Genomic DNA, 18,010 nt, shown 5'->3' with positions numbered 1-18,010 from the left:
ACTGGTCCGCATGAGCGCCTCAGGAGTACGCGCCCGGGTCCGGGCCGAGATGACCGAAGAGATCAAGGCGGTGGCCAAGCGTCACCTGGTCACGGACGGGGCGAACCTCTCCCTGCGGGCGGTCGCGCGGGACATGGGCATGGCGTCGTCCGCGGTCTACCGCTACTTCGCGAGCCGCGACGAGCTGCTCACCGCGCTGATCATCGACGCGTACAACTCGGTGGGCGAGGCCGCCGAGCGGGCCGCCGCCGGCGAGGCGAGCGACCTCGAGCGCTTCCTGCGGACCACTCATGCCGTACGGGAGTGGGCGCTCGCCCATCCGCACGAGTGGGCCCTGATCTACGGCAGCCCGGTGCCCGGTTACGAGGCGCCGCAGGACACGATCGGCCCCGCCACCCGGGTGATCCTGCTGATCGCCGGCATCGTGCGGGACGCGCACGCGGCCGGTCGCACGGCCGAGCGCGAGCCGATCAGCGGCGGCTACGCCGACGAGCTGGCCGCGGTCGCCGACCAATTCACCCCCGGCACGCCGCCCCGGCTGGTCGCCGCCGCGCTGTCGGCCTTCATCCACCTCGGCGGCGCGATCAGCGCCGAGCTCTTCGGCCAGCTCAAGAACTCGGTCGACCACGACCGCCGCGGCTTCTTCGACTATCAGATGCGCGGCGAGGCCGACCGCATCGGCCTCACCTGACCGCGTGCAGCACGTGCCCGCCCGGCGTCTCGGGCGGCACGTCCGGCCTGCCGAAGTAGCGGGCCGCCAGCCCCGACGGCCCGAGGTCGGTGATCTCGCGGAACCCGAGGCCGCCGAGCGCGGCGGCGATCTCCGGCGGCTCGAAGTAGGTCAGCCACGGCTCCCCCAGCCGCGCCACCCGCGAGGCTCGCGCCTCCAACTGCGCCCGCCGCTGCGGCGCCATCCGCTCCGGCGACTGCGCGTAGTCGAAGACCACCTCGTTGCCGGCCCACCCCGCGACGAACCGCAGCGTCTCGAGGCAGCTCGCCGACGTCAGATAGGGCACCACGCCCAGCCACAGGAAGAACGCCGGCTCGTCCAGCGTCAGCCGCTCCCCCAGCGACTCCCGCTCGAAGTCCAGGCCGAGATAGGTGAGCGACGGCGGCACCTCGATGCCCGCGGCGGCCAGCCGCTCCCGCTTCCACCGCTGGGTGTCCGGGTGGTCGACCTCGGTCACGCTGAGGTGGGCGTACGGGTTGCGGTAGCCGAACGTGTCGAGCCCGGCCCCGAGCACCACGAGCCGCCGGATGCCCCGCTCGACGGCCGCCGCGAGGGCGTCCTCCGCGAAGCGCGTGCGGGCCGCGATGAACAGGCGCATGGCCCGGCGGGGCGCGTCGGCGAGCAACTGCTCCTCGGGCACGCCGAGAATCCGTACCGCCAGAGGGTCTGTGAAGATCTCGCCGGACTCCAGGAGCTGATGCGCTGCCCGGTAGCGCGCGGCACTCATCGCCGTGCGGCTGGGCTGACCGGTCTGCATCAGGGCAACCAGCTCGCCCGGGCCATGTCCACATGGTCACCCTTGAGGGGGACGCCCTCGGACAGCAGCCGTTGACGGGCCTCCTGCTCGTGGCCGGGTGGCAGCCGTCCCGCGCTGGTGACCACGCGATGCCACGGAACACCACCGCCGTGCCGGGCCATGATGCTGCCGACCTGGCGGGCCGAGTTACGCCCGGAGAGCTCGGCGAGCACGTCGGCGATCGCTCCGTACGACATGACTCGCCCCTCGGGGATGCGCTCGACGAGCGAAAGCACCTCTTCGACGTACTCCTGCGGTGTCACCCGGGCCACGATATGGGATCTCGGCCAGGTCCCGGGTGTCCGGACGAGCACAATTGGCCAGGTGCGCGAAGAAGTGACCGGTGCGCGCCGGGTCGTGGTCAAGGTGGGCTCGTCATCGCTGACCACGGCGTCCGGCGGGATAGACGAGCAGCGCGTCGACGCGCTGGTCGACGCGCTCGGCGGTCTGGCGACCGGCGGGCGTGAGGTGGTGCTGGTGTCCAGCGGCGCGATCGCCGCCGGGCTCGCCCCGCTGCGGCTGGCCCGGCGACCACGCGATCTAGCCACCCAGCAGGCGGCCGCCTCGGTCGGCCAGGGCCTGCTGATCGGGCGCTACACGGCCGGTTTCGCGCGGCACGGGCTGACGGTCGGCCAGGTGCTGCTCACGGTCGACGACGTGACGCGGCGGGCGCACTACCGCAACGCGTACCGGACCTTGCGCAAGCTTCTCGACCTGGGTGCCCTGCCGATCGTGAACGAGAACGACACGGTGGCGACCGAAGAGATCCGCTTCGGCGACAACGACCGGCTCGCCGCGCTGGTGGCCGCCCTGGTCGACGCCGATCTGCTCGTGCTCCTCTCCGATGTGGACGCCCTCTACACCGGCAGCCCCGCCGACCCCCGATCCCGCAAGATCTCGTACGTGGGTGACGACTCGGACCTGGCGGGCATCAGCATCGCCACCCCGGGCAAGTCCGGCGTCGGCACCGGCGGCATGGTCACCAAGGTCGAGGCGGCGCGGATCGCCACCGGGTTCGGCATCCCCGTCGTGCTCACGGCCGCCCCGATGGCCGGCGCCGCGCTCGCCGGCGACGAGGTCGGCACGCTGTTCCGGGCCGCGGCACGCCGCCCGGCGGCCCGGCTCTTCTGGCTGGCGCACGCCACGGCGCCGCGCGGACGGCTCCACCTCGACCCGGGCGCGGTCGCCGCCGTGGTGGCACGGCGCAAGTCGCTGCTGCCGGCCGGCATCACGGCGGTGGACGGGTCGTTCGCCGCGGGCGACCCGGTCGACCTGGTCGACGCCGGATCGGGTGCCCCGGTCGCGCGCGGGCTGGTCAACTACGACGCTGTCGAGCTGCCCGCGCTGCTGGGACGGTCGACCCCCGAGTTGGCCGCGGCGCTCGGCCCAGGCTATGAACGTGAGGTAGTCCACCGCGACGACCTCGTACTCCTCTGAAGGGGTCCCCCATGAGCACAGTCCCGCAGCAGGCCGCCGACGCGCGGGTGGCCTCGATCGACCTGGCGAACGCGACGCGCGCCGAGAAGGACCGCGCCCTGCTGCTGATGGCGGCCCGCCTGGAGGAACGCGAGGCGGACATCGTCGCGGCCAACGAGGTCGACGTCCGCAACGCGCGCGGCGCCTCCCTCTCCGAGGCGATGATCGACCGGCTGACGCTGACGCCGGCGAGGATCCGCGCGATGGCCGACGGCCTGCGCGAGCTCGCGGCGCTGGCCGACCCGGTCGGTGACGTGGTGCGCGGCTCGACGCTCGCCAACGGCCTGGAGCTGCGTCAGGTGCGGGTGCCGTTCGGCGTGGTCGGCATGGTCTACGAGGGCCGGCCCAACGTGACCGCCGACGCCGCGGGCATCTGCCTCAAGTCGGGCAACGCGGTGCTGCTGCGCGGCTCGGGTTCGGCGCTGAGCTCGAACGCGGCGATCGTGTCGGTGCTGCGCCAGGCGGTCGCCGACGCGGACCTGCCGGCGAACGCGATCCAACTGCTCGACGCCACCACGCGCGACTCGGTGAAGGAGCTGATGCGGGCCCGCGGCCTGGTCGACGTCCTGATCCCCCGCGGCGGCGCCTCCCTGATCAAGGCGGTGGTCGAGGAGTCCACGGTTCCGGTGATCGAGACCGGCGTGGGCAACTGCCATGTGTACGTGGACGAGGCGGCCGATCTCGAGAAGGCGCTCGCGGTCGCGATGAACTCGAAGACCCAGCGACTGTCCACCTGCAACACTGCCGAGTCGCTGCTGGTGCACGCGGAGATCGCCGACCGCTTCCTGCCGCTGATCCTGCCCGAGCTGGCCGACGCCGGCGTGACCGTGCACGGCGACGCGCGCGTGGCCGCCTACGACGAGAGCGTGGTCCCGGCAACGGACGAGGACTGGGACACCGAATACCTGTCCGCCGACCTCGCCGTCGCGGTGGTCGACTCGCTCGACGACGCCCTGGACCACATCCGCCGCCACGGCACGGGCCACACCGAGGCCATCATCAGCGAGTCGGTGACGGCCACCCGCCGCTTCGCCGCCCGCGTCGACGCCGCCGCCGTCATGATCAACGCCTCGACCCGCTTCACCGACGGAGGCGAGTTCGGCTTCGGCGCCGAGATCGGCATCAGCACCCAGAAGCTGCATGCCCGAGGCCCGATGGGCCTGCCCGAACTGACCTCGACCAAATACATCGTCACGGGCAACGGCCACACCCGCTAGCGGGTCAGGCGCGGCAGGCGCGCAGCACGGTGAGCGTCGTGTTGACGTCGAAGACGGGGCCCTCGGCGCTGTCCCAGCCGCCGTCGGTGCGCTGGGTCTCGGCGAGGCGCTTGCGAGCGCTCTGCAGGAGCCAGTCGTCGCCCAGTTGGACGCGGCGCAGCGCGGCCGCCATGGAGGCGATGTCGGCGGGGGCCATGTCGGGCAGGCGGTCGCCGAGCACCAGCTGGACCCGCGCCGACTCGTAGAAGTACTGCTGGCCGTGCAGCAGGCCCGCCGCGTGCCAGCCGGCCGCGAGGAAGGACGGCCAGGTGCCGTCGGGGCGCAGCTGTGCCACCAGCCAGCGGGCCGCGGCGGCGAGCGCGGAGCCGTAGCGGGCGGGCACCTGGAGGTGCGGGTTGGCCTCGAACTCGGCGACGGTCATCCAGAAGCCGGCGAGGGCGGTGAGATAGAGGGTCGCCTCCGGGTCGCCCGGCATCGCCCAGGCGGGGGCCTGCTCGGCGAGCGACTCGTCCTCCTGCCACGTGCCGTCCTGGCGCTGGACGGTGGCGAGCCAGGCGAGCGCCCGGTCGACCGGCTCGCCGTGGAGGCCGCCCAGGTCGTCGAGCTCGTTGAGCCGAAACGCCGTGGCGTCGACCGACGCGATGACGCCGTCGGCCGCCGCGGGCCAGCCGCCGCTCTCGGTCTGACCGGCGACGATGCGCTCGATCACCTGCGGATCGGGGGGCTGCCCGGTGCGCAGGTAGGAGAGCCGAGCCCGTTCCACCGGGTCACCATGCGCGACGACATACCCGATCGCGGCGTCGATATCTACCACGTCGGTGACGCTACAACCACCGGATGCATTTCGCTGTGCCGTCTCGGCAGGTAATCACGCTGGGGAATCAACGAATGACTCCCCAGCGTGACTACTTGATGACAGATCAGTAGGACGGCTGGGACGGGTCGACGGTGTTGACCCACGAGACGATGCCGCCCTGGACGTGGACCGCGTCCTTGAAGCCGGCCGCCTTGAGGGCCGCCAGCGCCTCGGCCGAGCGCACGCCCGACTTGCAGTGCAGCACGATCTGGCGGTCCTGCGGGAAGCGGGACAGCGCCTCGCCCGAGAGGATCTCGCCCTTGGGGATCAGCACCGAGCCGGGGATCCGGTTGATCTCGTACTCGGCGGGCTCGCGCACGTCGACCAGGAACACGTCCTTGCCGGCGTCCTGCCAGTCCTTGAGCTCGCGGGCGGTGATCGTGGCGTCGACGGTGGCCTCCTGGGCCTCGGTCGAGACCGCGCCGCAGAAGTCCTCGTAGTCCTCGAGCAGGTCAGTGACCGTCGGGTTGTCGCCGCAGAGCGCGCAGTTCGGGTCCTTGCGGACCTTGATCTTGCGGTACTCCATCTCGAGGGCGTCGTAGACCATCAGCTTGCCGACGAGCGGCTCACCGATGCCGGTGATCAGCTTGATGGCCTCGTTGACCTGGATCGAGCCGATCGACGCGCAGAGCACGCCCAGCACGCCGCCCTCGGCACAGCTCGGCACCATGCCGGGCGGCGGGGGCTCCGGGTAGAGGCAGCGGTAGCAGGGACCGTGCTCCTCCCAGAAGACGGAGGCCTGGCCGTCGAAGCGATAGATCGAGCCCCAGACGTACGGCTTGCCGAGCAGCACCGCGGCGTCGTTGACCATGTAACGCGTCGCGAAGTTGTCGGTGCCGTCGACGATCAGGTCGTACTGGCTGAAGATCTCTTTGACGTTGTCGCGGTCGAGCGCGGTGTTGTGGATGACCACGTTCACCAGCGGGTTGATCTCGCGAATGCTCGCCGCGGCGGACTCGGCCTTGGGCCGGCCCACGTCGGAGACGCCGTGGATGACCTGGCGCTGGAGGTTGGACTCGTCGACCGTGTCGAAGTCGACGATGCCGAGCGTGCCGACACCGGCGGCGGCCAGGTAGAGCAGCGCCGGCGAGCCGAGACCGCCCGCGCCGACGACGAGGACCTTGGCGTTCTTCAGCCGCTTCTGACCGTCCATCCCGACATCCGGGATGATCAGGTGCCGCGAGTAGCGGCGGATCTCATCGATCGACAGCTCTGCGGCCGGCTCGACGAGCGGGGGCAGTGCCACGTTAACTCCCCGGGTTGACGGTAAGGATCGGGACCCATTGTCGCTCGTACCGGCCGGTGGGGGCCATGACAATCACCACCGGCCCGACATGCGGGATGCGGGAATTTTAGACGGCCGGGCCGGTGAAGAGCTTGCCGTTGCGCGTGGGCCAGGCGTACGCCGTACAGCCTCGCAGGGTCAGGGTCTGTTGCACCATGACCGGGGCCGGTCCGCCCGCCTTGGGGCAGCCCTGGTGGTGATGCCCCAGCTCGTGGCCGACCTCGTGGTTGATCACGTATTGCCGGTACGTCGCGATCGGGATCCGGGCCTTGAGGTACGGCGCCGACGAGAGCCGCCAGCGGTCGAGGTTGAGGATGGCCCGCCCGATCGTCCGGCACGACGTGTACGGCACGCCGCCCACCCGGATGTTCGTGCCGCCCTGCAGGCACATCTTGCCGGCCGTGTCCCGGGTCGCCAGGAAGACGGTGAAGTCGGCCTTCTCGGCGCCGGGCACCAGCTGGAGCCGCAGCTGACCGGTGCCGGTCCAGCTGCGCGGGTCGCCGAGCGTCGCGGCCACCACGGCGGCGAACGCGTTGACGTCCTCCCCGCTGCCGCGCTCGACGGCCACCTTGAACCGGCGCAGCGGCCCCTTCGCGCCGAGCACCGGGCCGCGCTGGGACGCGTACGAGAAGACGCCCTGGCCATGAGCCGGCACGGCGCCGGAGATCTGCAGCGGCGGAGCGCTCGACGGCGACGGCGACGGCTTGGCGGTCGCCTCGAGCGACGGCGAGGGCGCGACAGGCGCCGCCGAGACCGACGAGGACGTCGCCGAGGGAACGGCGGCGGCCGGGTTGCCCTGCTCGATGCGCCGGCCCACCGCGAAGCCCGCGGCCACGACGATGACCAGGGCGAACAGGACGAGCCACCAGCGCCGCCACCGGTCCGGCCGGGTGGGCGGGCGGTCAGCGGGCGGGGCCGTGGCTTCGTCGATCATCGCCAGCCAGCGTCGCACATGCCGGAAGCGCTGTCTCGCCCAATGGATCTTGTGTTGGCCGCGTCGCTTTTATCGGCCGACGGGGCTGCCGATGTCGTCGAGCATGCCGACGACCGCGCGGGCGACCAGGCGCGGCACCTCCATCTGGGCGACGTGGCCGACTCCCGGCAGGATCAGCAGCCGGCTGTCCGGGATCGTGCGCGCCACCTGCACCGGCACCCGGGCGTCGACCAGCTTGTCGTTGAGACCGCCGATGACCAGCGTCGGCGCCTGCACGCGGGCGGCGAGCCGCCACTGCGAGTTCGCGCCCGGCAGGTACGCCCGCAGGAAGCTCGAGACCAGTCCGCGCAGCGTGCCGAGGTATGCCTTGGGATAGTGCGCCACCGTGTACCGGAGCTTGATCTCCTCCATCGCCTCGGCACGGCGCTGCGGGGTGACCTTGCTCGTGTCGCCGAAGCACGCCGCGAGCACCTGCTCGGCCATCTCCTCGGCGGTCAGCCGGGCCATTCCCCAGGCAAGCAAGCGATCGGCGCGGGGCAGCGCGAGCAACGGCAGCACCGGGCCCTGCGCCGTGCGGCGCGGATCGAGGAACGGCATCGCCGGCGAGATCAGCGTGAGGGTGCGGACGAGATCGGGGCGCAGAGCGGCTACGCGTACGGCGATGGAGCCGCCCAGGGAGTTGCCGACCAGGTGGACCGGGCCGCGCCCGTCGTGTTCGAGATAGCCGATCAGCGTCGCGGCGAACGCCGGGATCGAGTATCGCGGGCTCGGATCGCTGTAGCCGAAGCCGGGCAGGTCGACGGCGCGCGCGTCGAACCGGTCGGCGAGCATCCCGGCGACGTCGGTGAAGTTCTGCGACGAGCCGCCGAGGCCGTGCACGTAGACGGCCGGCTCCGCGCCGGGGCCGGTCGCGGGCGTGTCCCGGACGTGCAGCATCGCGCCGTTGATCTCGACGCGGCGGGCAGGCCAGGGTGCGGGTGCTTCGCCCTCCGGCAGCAGCGCGCTGTCGGGGGCCAGGATCGCGCCTTTCATCTTGTCAAGAGTGCCTCAAGACGCCGGTTGACCGCTGCCAGCGTCGCCCGGACCATCGCGTGCCGGTCGTCGCTGGTGACCACGGCCGAGCCGGCCAGCTGCTCGACCCAGCCGCCGCAGGAGAGCAGCAGCACGACGACCGCGACCTGGGCGGCGCCGAACGGGACGGCCGCGGCGTGCTCGACGAAGCACCGGGCCGGGCCCTCGGGGTGGTCCGAGGCGGACAGCAGCTCGTCGACCGCCCCGGCCGTGGCCATCGCGCAGAGCCGCAGCAGGTAGCCGTCGACGGCGGGGCCGGTGGCCACACCGGAGGCAGTACGGTCGCCGACGGCGAGCTTGACCTCGACCGTGGCGTCCGCGCCGAACGTGTTGACCTGCACGTTCTCGATGACGACACGCGGTCCGGGGTGCTCGCCCGGATAGAGCGGACGCGGCGGGCCGCAGTCGAGGGCGCTCGGGACGACCTCGGCGGTCTCCGCCTTGTCCGTCCTTTCCGGCTTGTACGGCTGGTCGGGCTTGTACGGCTCGGCGCGGCGCGACTCCCGCTCGGGCGCCACGGGCTGGGCGGCCGCGTGCGCCGGCGCGGTGGGCGGCGCGGCCGCGCGAGCCGGGGCGGTGGGCGGGGCCGCATGAGCCGGCGCGGGGGTGGCGGCCTGCGCGGCCGGACGAGCCGGGGCGGGCGCGGCGGTCTGCGCGGCCGGACGAGCGGGGGCGGGCGTGGCGGGCGGCGAGACCGGGCGGGCCGGGCGCGCGGGCGCCGGCGAGTCGGCCGGCGGGCGCGTCGCCGTGGGCGTCTCGGCGACGGGGGCGACCGGCGGGGCGGGCGGCGCGGAGACGGGCTTGCGCGGCGGCTCCGGCACGCGCTCGGCGGGCTGCGGCGGGCGGGCCGCCGGCACCAGCGCGGAGGGCGACACCGGCGCGGGCGCGGGGCTCTCGGCCGGCCGCAGGCCCTCGCCCTGCATCGCGGCGTCCAGGCCCATGCGGTCCTGGAGCAGGCGGGCGACCTGGCGGCTCACCTCGGCCGGGTCGGCGCCCTCGGCGAGGTCGAGGCGCAGGCTGTGCGCTCCGGCGGGGGTGGAGCGCAGCGAGGCGTCGCGCACACCCTCGACCTCACGGACCGCGGCGAGGATCGCTCGCACGTCGAAACCCTCCTGACGTTCCTCGGCGGGCAACACGTCGCCGCGGCGCAGATGCGTCGCGATCCGCGCCAGCGCGGGCGTCTCGGCGGTGGGCTCCACCAATGGCGGCTCCGGGACCTGGGGCACGTCCGGCTGGGCCGGGACGCGCTGGGGAAGACCGCGCGCGTCCGGCTCGCCGGACCGCCTGCTCCCGAGACCGGTGTACGGCGCGGACTCGTACGGGTCGTAGGGAACCGCGGGCGGCGGCTCGTAAGGCGCGGGGGGCTCGTAGGACAGGCGGCGCGGGTAGCTCGACGGGTCGTACGCCGGGCGCGACGGCTCGGGCTCCTCGGCGGCCGCCTCGGGCCGGGGAACGCGCTCGACCCGCGGGACGCCCTGGGCGGGCGTGTCGAGGGCGTGCCGGGCCTGCTCGGGCGAGGACTCGGCGGCGCCCCACTCGGCGCGGCGGGCACCGGGCGCGGCCGGGCGGACCATCGGGACCGCCGAGCGCTGCCGGGTGATGGGCGGCGTGGCGGGCGGCTCCTGCGCCTGTTCGTCGAGGTCACCCTCGTACGGATAAGGGGGTGCGCTGTTGGGTGTGGGCACGTCGAAGCGGCGCAACGACATCAGCGGGTCGCCGGTGCGCAGGCCCGGCTCGCGGATCGGGCCCGACGTGAGGCCGGGCTCGCTCGCGCCGCCGGAGGTGAGGCCGGTGTCGCGCAGGTCGCCGGTGGTCATGCCGGGCTCGGCGGGCGCGCTCGTCTGGGCGACGGACGGCGGGGCGACGGACGGCAGGACGGTGGGCGGCGGGGCGGTGGACAGGCTCTGCGGGCGCGACTCGGGCGCGGGACCGGGGTCGGACCGCGGGGCCAGGAGACTGGAGTAGCGCGACCTGTCCTCCCATCGGCTGACGGGCGGCTCCGGGTCCCCGGAAGGGGGAATCTCGCCCGTACGGCCGGCGTCGACGAAGCCCGGCGGGGCCGGCGCGGGAGTGGCGGCGGGAACGCTCGACGCGGGCCGCGGCGTGGCGGGCTGGGCCGACACGGGCACGGCGGAAGAGGGAAATGCCGGATTGCGCGGGAAAGCACGGCTCTCGGCGCCCGAACGCCGCCAGGCGGGCACGTCGGACTCGGACTCGGCCGCCGGCGCCTGGTAGGACCAGGGGCTGTCGGGCGTCGCCCAGCCGTTCACCCGGGTGCGCTCACGCGCATCGGCACCGTCGCCGCCGTCCGCGGCTCCGGTGTCTCCGGAATGCCCTGATTCATCCACCGCGCGCTCCTCGCTCCGCCCCCGCTGAGGCTACCGTGTGGTTGCAGTGGCGATAAGTTGCAGCGTCGCGACAATTGCCCGCCGACCGCATCACACGCCGATCCGGGCAATCCGAGCAGGCTCCCCCTGGAGGTTCGACAGATATGACCGCTCCGTCCGGCGGGGCCCAGACGGCACGGCCGACCCGTCTGCCGCGTTCCGCGCGCCGCAAGCAGCTGCTGGCCGCCGCCCAGCAGGTCTTCGTGGCGCACGGCTACCACGCGGCCGCGATGGACGACATCGCGGAGAAGGCGGGCGTCTCCAAGCCCGTGCTCTACCAGCACTTCCCCGGCAAGCTGGAGCTCTACCTCGCGCTGCTGGACACGCACTGCGACGCGATAATCGCCAAGGTTCGCGACGCCATGCACGCCACCACCGACAACAAGGAGCGCGTCAAGGGCGCCGTCCGGGCGTACTTCGACTTCATGGACCACGAGAGCGAGGCGTTCCGTCTCGTCTTCGAGTCCGATCTGCGCAACGACGCCCAGGTGCGGCAGCGGGTGGAGCGGGTCGAGCAGGGCTGCATCGCGGCGGTCACCGACACGATCATCTCGGACACCAACCTCAGCAGCGACCAGGCCGAGCTGCTCGCCTCCGGCCTCGTCGGCGCCGCCGGGCAGTCGGCCCAGTTCTGGCTGGCGAACGGCCGGCGTACGCCCAAAGCTGAAGCCGAAGCGCTCGTAGCTGCGCTGATCTGGCGCGGCATCGCCAGCTTCCCGCTCCAGGGCGGCGCATCGGGGGGCACGGCGTCGGAAATCGGATAGCCTTGCCAGCGGTAAGACCCGCGAAAAGGGAGGGCCCCGTGGAGGTCAAGATCGGCGTGCAGCACACGCCGCGTGAGCTGGTGCTCGAGAGCGCGCAGACCCCGGCGGAGGTCGAGCAGGCCGTGACCGAGGCGATGGCCAAGGACAGCGTCCTGTCGCTCACCGATGAGAAGGGCCGCAAGGTGATCATCCCGATCGCCAAGGTGGCATACGTGGAGATCGCCGAGTCGAACACTCGTCCGTTCGGCTTCACCACGCGCTGAGGTTGTTTCTCGATACGCCGAGGGCGCCCCTCACCACGAGGGGCGCCCTCGGCGTATATCCGCTCTGAGGTGCACGATCGTTCCGTCGGGTAAGATGGTCTGGCTGCCGTCGACGTCGATCTCCTCCGATCGCCGCGGCCGACCCGCGCGCGGCCCGCTTTTCCAGCGTGTGGCCCGCGCCCTACCCATACCGCGCCCCAGAGTTCCTACGGGCGCACCACGAGAGGCACCCGTAAAACTTCATGACCGACATCGAGACCAACGAACCCGCTCTGGTACCAGTCACCGATCGCGCTCCGGTCCGCGCCGACAGCCCCACCTTCGCGGAGCTGGGCGTCCGCGCCGAGACCGTCGAGGCGCTGGCCAAGGCCGGCATCACCCGGGCCTTCGCCATCCAGGAATACGCGCTCCCCATCGCCCTGCGCGGCACCGACCTGATCGGCCAGGCTCCCACCGGCACCGGCAAGACCCTCGGCTTCGGCCTGCCCATCCTCGAGCGCGTCACCGCGCCGAGCGAGGGCGCCGACGGCAAGCCGCAGGCCCTCATCGTCGTGCCCACCCGTGAGCTCGGCCTCCAGGTGGCGCGCGACCTGGCCGCGGCGGGCAGCACCCGCGGCGTCCGGGTCCTGCCGATCTACGGCGGCGTGGCGTACGAGCCGCAGGTCGACGCCCTGAAGAAGGGCGTCGAGATCCTGGTCGGCACGCCCGGCCGCCTGCTCGACCTGGCGAAGCAGAAGCAGCTCAAGCTCGGCTCGATCAAGGCGCTCGTGCTCGACGAGGCCGACCGCATGCTCGACCTGGGCTTCCTCGACGACGTCGAGAAGATCCTGGCCATGCTCCCCGAGCAGCGCCAGACCATGCTCTTCTCGGCCACCATGCCCGACCCGATCGTGGCGCTGTCCCGGCGCTTCCTGAGCCACCCGGTGACGATCCACGCCGGCCACACCGCCGACAGCGGCGCGTCGCCGCTGACCAAGCAGGTCGTCTACCGCACCCACCCGCTCAACAAGCTCGAGATGGTGGCGCGCATCCTCCAGGCCCGCGGCCGCGGCCTCACGATGATCTTCACGCGCACCAAGCGCGCCGCCGACAAGGTGGCCGAGGACCTCGACTTCCGCGGCTTCGCGGTGGCCGCCGTCCACGGCGACCTGGGCCAGGGCGCCCGCGAGCGCGCCCTCCGCGCCTTCCGCACCGGCAAGATCGACGTGCTGGTCGCCACCGACGTCGCCGCCCGCGGCCTCGACGTCTCCGGCGTCACCCACGTGATCAACTACGACTGCCCGGAAGACCCCGAGACGTACACCCACCGCATCGGCCGCACCGGCCGCGCCGGAGCGACCGGCGTCGCGGTGACCTTCGTCGACTGGGAGGACATGCCGCGCTGGGCGCTCATCGACAAGTCGCTGGGCCTCAACATGCCGCAGCCGCCGGAGACCTACCACACGAGCCCGGCGCTCTACAGCGACCTGGACATTCCCTCGGACGTGTCGGGCACGCTGCCGACCGCCGAGCGTAACCGCGCGGGCCTGTCCGCCGAGGTCGAGGAGGACTTGGGCGGCGGCCGCCGCCAAGGTCGCCGCGAGCCCGGCGGCCGCGGCCGGGGTGGCCGCCCCCGGGGCGGCGCGGCCCCGTCGAACACCGGCGGCGACGAGGAGGCGGCGGCCACCGACCGCCCGAAGCGCCAGCGCCGCCGTCGCCGCGTGACGGAGCCGGGCGAGCCCGGTGCTGTCGACACGGCCTCCCCCTCGGCCGTCGACACGGCCTCCACCTCAGCTGTCGACACGGCCTCCACCTCGGCCGTCGAGGCCGGCGCCGCCACGGCCGAGATCGGCGACGGCACCGAGGAGCGGACGGCCAAACCCCGCACGCGCACCCGGCGACGCGTAGCCGCCACCGCACCCCTCTTCTCCGACGGCTCCGACGGCTCCGACAGCACGGAGAGCACCGGCGGCACGGAGAGCAGCGGCGGCACGAAGAGCAGCGGCGGCACGGAGAGCAGCGGCGGCACGGGCGGCTCCGAGGGCCAGCCCACCGCCGGCGGCGAACCTGCGAAGGTCACCCGCAAGCGTGCGGCCTCCGCTGGAAAGCGCGCCGCCTCGCTCTCCAGCGCCACCGCTTCCGCCAGCACCGCGGACTCATCCAGCACCGCGGACTCATCCAGCACCGCGGACTCATCCAGCACCGCGGACTCATCCAGCACCGCGAGCTCCTCCAGCCCCGCGAGTTCCTCCAGCACCATGGGCTCATCCAGCACCATGAGCTCGTCCAGCACCATGGGCTCATCGAGCACCACGGGTGAGCCCGTCGCCTCCACCGACGCGCTGTCGATCACCGCCTCCTCGAACATTTCCGACATTTCCGATTCGTCGGGCGATGGAGAGGGTGACGGGGACGACCAGCCGCGCCGTCGCCGTCGCCGGGGCGGCCGTGGCAGCCGGGGCTCCGGCTCCGGTGCCGCCGCCGAGGGCTCCGACGCTCCCGCCGAGATGACCGGCGGCTCCGAAGCCGGCGTCGGCACCACCGCCTGACCGAGCGACAAGAGGCGGCGCCCGGCTCAAGCGCCTGACCCGGGCGCCAGAAAGCGGGCCGGCACGCGGACCTCACCCGACGACGAGAGCCGGGGTAGACACGTGACCCCGGCCCGCCAACAGCCGGGGTAAGCGCGTGATCCCGGCCCGCCAACAGCTGGGGTAAGCACGTGGCCCCGGCCCGCCGAGAGCTGGGTAAGCACGTGACCCCGGCCCGCCGAGAGCTGGGGCCCGCGACGCGCGCCTGAGCCCCGTACAAACTTGGAGGCGGCCCCGCTCGGTCAGTGGCGGGGCTGCTCCCCGAGCGCGGCGCAGGCGTCGTGATACATGCGGACGGCCTCGGCGCGGACCTGGCGGCGTTCGGTGAGGCGCTCGGAGAACGGGATGCGCACCGGGACCTCGATGCCGTCGACCACCGCGGCGAACTCCATGGCGTCCGCGTCCATGCCGGACATGCGCGCGGCCGTGGCCGTCGGCATGCCGCCCAGCCCTCGGACGATCAGCACGTTGTCGTCGGCGTGGTCGCCGTTCATGTGGTGGGCGATCTGCTCGACCACCTCGGGCGGGAACGGGTCGGTCATCGTGTCAGCTCCATCTGCGCTGTAGTTCGCCGAGCATGTCGATGTTCAGGCGGTACGCCTCGGCGACCTCGGTGATGAACTCGTTCTGCTCGGCGTGCGACCACGGCACGGCGTCGAGCAGGGCGCGGTAGTGCGCCTTGAACGAGGTGGGGTCGACGCCGGCGAAGACGAAGAACCGGTGACCGTCGCCGTCCAGGCCGTACGACCTCGCGATCGCCGGGCCCAGGTATTGCCCGCCGGACAGATCACCGATGTAGCGGGTGTACTGGTGCGCCACGAAGCCGGTCGCCGCGCGGAACGCCACGTCGCGCAACCGCGTGCAGTAGACGGTGGTGGCGGGCAGCGCTGCCGTGTGGTCGGACCAGGCCGGCCCGTACAGGAAACGCAGATCTGCCTCGAGCGACGGCAGCCGCCGCAGCTCGGGGAAGAGGAAGGTGGCGACGACCGGATCGTCGGCCATCGTGGTGGCGGCCGACTCGAGCGCCTCGTAGATGAACCAGTGCTGCGCGGTGAGGTCCGCGTACGCCTCCCAGGGCAGCCGTCCGGCCGCGAGCGCGTCGAGGAAGCCGCTGCGCTGCGCCGCCTCGTGCCAGGCGCTCGTGCCGCGGCGCACGCGAACGGAGAGCCGGTCGGCCCCGGGCGGGTCGGCCATCAACGACATCGGCGTGGCACCTCGCTTCTCGCGCCGACAGCCTAGTCTTTTGCGGCGGCAGGCAACCTCGAGGGTGCCCGAAGATCCGAGGCATCATGGAGGGATGCCGCAATCGCTCGACGACGCCCTGACCGAGGTCCGGGACATGATCCTTGCTCCCGGTCTCACCCGCGCGGTGGCGGCCGGCAAGCGCCGGGGTCAGACCCCTTCAGTGGTACGAGCTGAGGTGCGCCCCGTGACACTCAAGTCCGGCCCGCGGTTGCAGATCGTGACGAACGACGGCTCGCGCCCGTTCACGCGCAACGTCGCGCCCGGTTCGCCGGAGCTCGACGAGCTGCTCGCGGAGCCGTTCGGCAACTGGCACGTCGAGTCGTCCACGGGCACGCTGCAACTGCGAGTCACCAAGAAGGGTGACGCTCAGGTGCATCGGTCGGCCGCCGTCGCCGCTCCCGCGCCCGGCGCCCACGACCGGGCGAAGCAGTGGCTGCTCGATCCGGGCGACCCGCTCTTCGAGGTGATCGGGGGCAACGCGGCCAAGCGGCGCCAGGTCGACGCGTTCCTGAGGTCGTTGGCGGCCGCGCTGCCGTCCGAGCTGCCGTCGCCGCTGCGCGTCGTCGACCTGGGCTGCGGAAACGCGTATTTGACCTTCGCCGCCTACCGGTACCTGACCGGCCGGGGCGCGAAGGTCCAGGTCGTGGGGGTCGACGTCCGCGAGGATCAGCGGGTGCGCAACACGGAGGTCGCCGAGCGGCTGGGCTGCGCGGCGGACGTGACCTTCGTGGCGGGGACGATCGAGGACGCGGTGGTGCCGTTCGAGCCCGACCTGGTGCTGGCGCTGCACGCCTGCGACACGGCCACCGATCAGGCGCTGGCCCGCGCGGTGGGCTGGAACGCCGAGTGGGTGCTGGCGGCGCCGTGCTGCCACCACGACATCGCGGCGCAGCTGAAGGGCCGCCCCGCCCCCGCACCGTTCGGCGAGCTGACCCGCCACGCGATCATGCGCGAGCGGTTCGCGGACGTGCTGACCGACTCCCTGCGCGCGGCCCTGCTGCGCCAGCGGGGCTACAAGGTCGAGGTCGTCGAGTTCATCGACTCGGCACACACCCCGCGCAACCTGCTGCTGCGCGCCCGCAAGAGCACGACTCCCCCGACCGAGGCCCAGCGGGCGGAGTACGAGGCGCTGACGTCCCAGTGGGGCGTGACCCCGGCGCTGGAGAAGATGCTCCTCAGCTGAGGAACACCGGCGTTCTCAGCTGAGGCGCGCCGGCGTTCTCAGCTGAGGCGCACCGGCGTTCTCAGCCGAGGCGGACCGTCCACGCCGCTGTGTGGACGGTGCCGGCGACCTGGAAGTCGAAGAACATCCGGTAGCTGCCGGCGCTGGGCAGCGCGAGCCAGAACTTGACCTTACCGTCGACGAGCTGGGTCTCCGGGTGCACGTGGACGTAGGCCAGGTCGCCCTCCCGCATCACCACGAGGTGCCCGAAGGCCCCCAGGTAGGGGTCGAGCGTGGCGCCCTTGCCGTCCGCACCGGTCACGCTCATCAGGAGCGGCTGGGTCGAGGCGGTGTCCGGCTTCCCCTCGTACGCGACCCGGAAGCCCCCGGTCTCGGCAGCCTGAGCGGGCGCGGGCAGAGCCTCGGGCGCGTAGTCGCCGGCAACCGTGAGGTCGCTGCCGAGCGTGGTGGCGACCTGCTGCCCGCCGACCACCGCGGTGAAGTCCGCGATCATCCGGTAGATCCCCGGCCGCGCGAGCGTCAGGTCGATGCTCCACGTCCCGTCCGAGGCCATGACCGGGTGCAGATGCTGGAACCCGCTGAGGTCCCGCCGCACGACGATCAGGTGCAACGGCTTGTCGTGCACGATCGCGTACGTCGTCACCGCCGCACCCTGCGGCCCCGTGATCTTGAAGCTGAGCCGCTGCCGTTTGCCGGCCTGGAACGCGGTCTCCGCCGGCACGAGCGTCACCCCGCCCGAGCTGAGCGACAGCCCGCCGATCGCGGCCCCCATCGCCATGGTCGACGTGGCACCGCCCTGCGTGACCGTGCCATCGGTGCTGTGCACATGCGGCTGGCTCTCGTCGACCGTCATCCCGGCCATCCCCGCACCGCTGGACGCCCCTGTCCCCGCCCCCGTAGTCGGTGGCGCCGACGCCGACGCGGTCGAGTTGTTGAGCCGCCCCAGCCCATACCCGGCGAACAGCACCAGGATCAACACGGCCCCGAAAGCGGCCAGCCGAAACCCAGCCTTGTCCCCCGCCGGCGTCTCGGCAGCCAACTCCGGCTCGCCCGCCGCATCCGCCTCCGCAGCCTCCACGGACCGCGCACCGGACTTCGGCCGGCCTTCGCGCTGCGCTTTGACTCGGCGCTCGCCCACGATGCCCAGGACGACGGGCTCCTGCGCTTTTCCGGACCCCCCCTCGTCCGCGCCCGCATCGCCGGCCCGCGCCTCGCCCGCGCCCGCCCCGCTGGGCC

Annotated in this window: 16 protein-coding genes and 1 pseudogene; 7 read left to right on the top strand and 10 right to left on the bottom strand. The window is 72.8% G+C overall.

Translation table 11 applies throughout. From position 1 onward, the window contains the following. Window positions 1-10: 10 nt before the first annotated feature. Window positions 11-691 (top strand): TetR/AcrR family transcriptional regulator, encoded by a 681-nt coding sequence (locus Ade02nite_RS12970; protein WP_203761866.1) that lies wholly within the window; start codon window positions 11-13, stop codon window positions 689-691. Here the strand turns inward: Ade02nite_RS12970 and Ade02nite_RS12965 are convergent. Both Ade02nite_RS12965 and Ade02nite_RS12960 read right to left on the bottom strand, forming a co-directional pair. Beyond that, window positions 684-1,487 carry a class I SAM-dependent methyltransferase gene (locus Ade02nite_RS12965; RefSeq protein WP_203761865.1) on the bottom strand — a complete coding sequence of 268 codons (804 nt, stop codon included), beginning with the start codon at window positions 1,485-1,487 and terminating at the stop codon, window positions 684-686. The two genes, Ade02nite_RS12970 and Ade02nite_RS12965, sit on opposite strands and share 8 nt — an antisense overlap. Continuing rightward, a complete protein-coding gene (locus Ade02nite_RS12960) occupies window positions 1,487-1,789 on the bottom strand; it encodes an MGMT family protein (protein WP_203761864.1) in 303 nt (100 codons plus the stop codon). The genes Ade02nite_RS12965 and Ade02nite_RS12960 overlap by 1 nt, the downstream gene beginning before the upstream one ends. A 61-nt stretch (window positions 1,790-1,850) precedes the next feature. Here Ade02nite_RS12960 and proB point away from each other — a divergent pair, with 61 nt between their 5' ends. Both proB and Ade02nite_RS12950 read left to right on the top strand, forming a co-directional pair. Further along, a complete protein-coding gene (gene proB / locus Ade02nite_RS12955; protein ID WP_203761863.1) occupies window positions 1,851-2,963 on the top strand; it encodes a glutamate 5-kinase in 1,113 nt (370 codons plus the stop codon). 11 nt (window positions 2,964-2,974) lie between these two features. Further along, window positions 2,975-4,219, top strand: coding sequence for a glutamate-5-semialdehyde dehydrogenase (locus tag Ade02nite_RS12950; protein WP_203761862.1), 1,245 nt, complete (start codon window positions 2,975-2,977; stop codon window positions 4,217-4,219). Between the two features lie 4 nt (window positions 4,220-4,223). Here the strand turns inward: Ade02nite_RS12950 and Ade02nite_RS12945 are convergent, their stop codons facing one another. The 5 genes from Ade02nite_RS12945 to Ade02nite_RS12925 all read right to left on the bottom strand — a co-directional run bounded on the left by Ade02nite_RS12945 (window position 4,224) and on the right by Ade02nite_RS12925 (window position 10,713). After that, window positions 4,224-5,033 carry a prenyltransferase/squalene oxidase repeat-containing protein gene (locus tag Ade02nite_RS12945; RefSeq protein WP_203761861.1) on the bottom strand — a complete coding sequence of 270 codons (810 nt, stop codon included), beginning with the start codon at window positions 5,031-5,033 and terminating at the stop codon, window positions 4,224-4,226. A 106-nt stretch (window positions 5,034-5,139) separates the two neighbouring features. After that, a complete protein-coding gene (gene moeZ / locus Ade02nite_RS12940; RefSeq protein WP_203761860.1) occupies window positions 5,140-6,321 on the bottom strand; it encodes an adenylyltransferase/sulfurtransferase MoeZ in 1,182 nt (393 codons plus the stop codon). A gap of 106 nt (window positions 6,322-6,427) precedes the next feature. Continuing rightward, window positions 6,428-7,294, bottom strand: coding sequence for a DUF3152 domain-containing protein (locus Ade02nite_RS12935; protein WP_203761859.1), 867 nt, complete (start codon window positions 7,292-7,294; stop codon window positions 6,428-6,430). Window positions 7,295-7,363: 69 nt separating this feature from the next. Beyond that, on the bottom strand, window positions 7,364-8,326 hold the full coding sequence (locus Ade02nite_RS12930; protein WP_203761858.1) for an alpha/beta hydrolase: 963 nt from the start codon (window positions 8,324-8,326) through the stop codon (window positions 7,364-7,366). Then, on the bottom strand, window positions 8,323-10,713 hold the full coding sequence (locus Ade02nite_RS12925; RefSeq protein ID WP_203761857.1) for a hypothetical protein: 2,391 nt from the start codon (window positions 10,711-10,713) through the stop codon (window positions 8,323-8,325). Before Ade02nite_RS12925 ends, Ade02nite_RS12930 begins: the two co-directional genes overlap by 4 nt. 143 nt (window positions 10,714-10,856) lie before the next feature. Between Ade02nite_RS12925 and Ade02nite_RS12920 the strand changes: the two genes are divergently transcribed. The 3 genes and pseudogenes from Ade02nite_RS12920 to Ade02nite_RS12910 form a co-directional block, all read left to right on the top strand. Beyond that, window positions 10,857-11,516 (top strand): TetR/AcrR family transcriptional regulator, encoded by a 660-nt coding sequence (locus tag Ade02nite_RS12920; RefSeq protein ID WP_203761856.1) that lies wholly within the window; start codon window positions 10,857-10,859, stop codon window positions 11,514-11,516. Between the two features lie 38 nt (window positions 11,517-11,554). Further along, a complete protein-coding gene (locus Ade02nite_RS12915) occupies window positions 11,555-11,779 on the top strand; it encodes a DUF3107 domain-containing protein (RefSeq protein WP_203761855.1) in 225 nt (74 codons plus the stop codon). Window positions 11,780-12,021: 242 nt separating this feature from the next. Beyond that, window positions 12,022-13,815 (top strand): annotated as a pseudogene (locus tag Ade02nite_RS12910) (DEAD/DEAH box helicase); the annotation flags it as partial. A gap of 773 nt (window positions 13,816-14,588) precedes the next feature. Here Ade02nite_RS12910 and Ade02nite_RS12905 read toward each other — a convergent pair. Next, on the bottom strand, window positions 14,589-14,888 hold the full coding sequence (locus Ade02nite_RS12905; protein WP_203761854.1) for a DUF2470 domain-containing protein: 300 nt from the start codon (window positions 14,886-14,888) through the stop codon (window positions 14,589-14,591). A gap of 4 nt (window positions 14,889-14,892) precedes the next feature. Next, complete coding sequence (locus Ade02nite_RS12900) at window positions 14,893-15,549, bottom strand: biliverdin-producing heme oxygenase (protein ID WP_203761853.1); 657 nt, start codon at window positions 15,547-15,549, stop codon at window positions 14,893-14,895. A gap of 94 nt (window positions 15,550-15,643) precedes the next feature. On the opposite strand from Ade02nite_RS12900, the gene Ade02nite_RS12895 reads away from it, so the two are divergent. Further along, window positions 15,644-16,774 (top strand): class I SAM-dependent methyltransferase, encoded by a 1,131-nt coding sequence (locus Ade02nite_RS12895; protein ID WP_203761852.1) that lies wholly within the window; start codon window positions 15,644-15,646, stop codon window positions 16,772-16,774. A gap of 61 nt (window positions 16,775-16,835) precedes the next feature. On the opposite strand, the gene Ade02nite_RS12890 is transcribed toward Ade02nite_RS12895, so the two are convergent. Next, window positions 16,836-18,010, bottom strand: a 1,175-nt coding sequence (locus tag Ade02nite_RS12890) for a DUF8832 domain-containing protein (protein WP_438870976.1), incomplete at its 5' end; no start/stop codon positions are given.

This window comes from Paractinoplanes deccanensis (genome assembly GCF_016862115.1).
Lineage (GTDB): Bacteria > Actinomycetota > Actinomycetes > Mycobacteriales > Micromonosporaceae > Actinoplanes > Actinoplanes deccanensis.
This window is presented reverse-complemented; position numbering and strand designations above follow the sequence as displayed.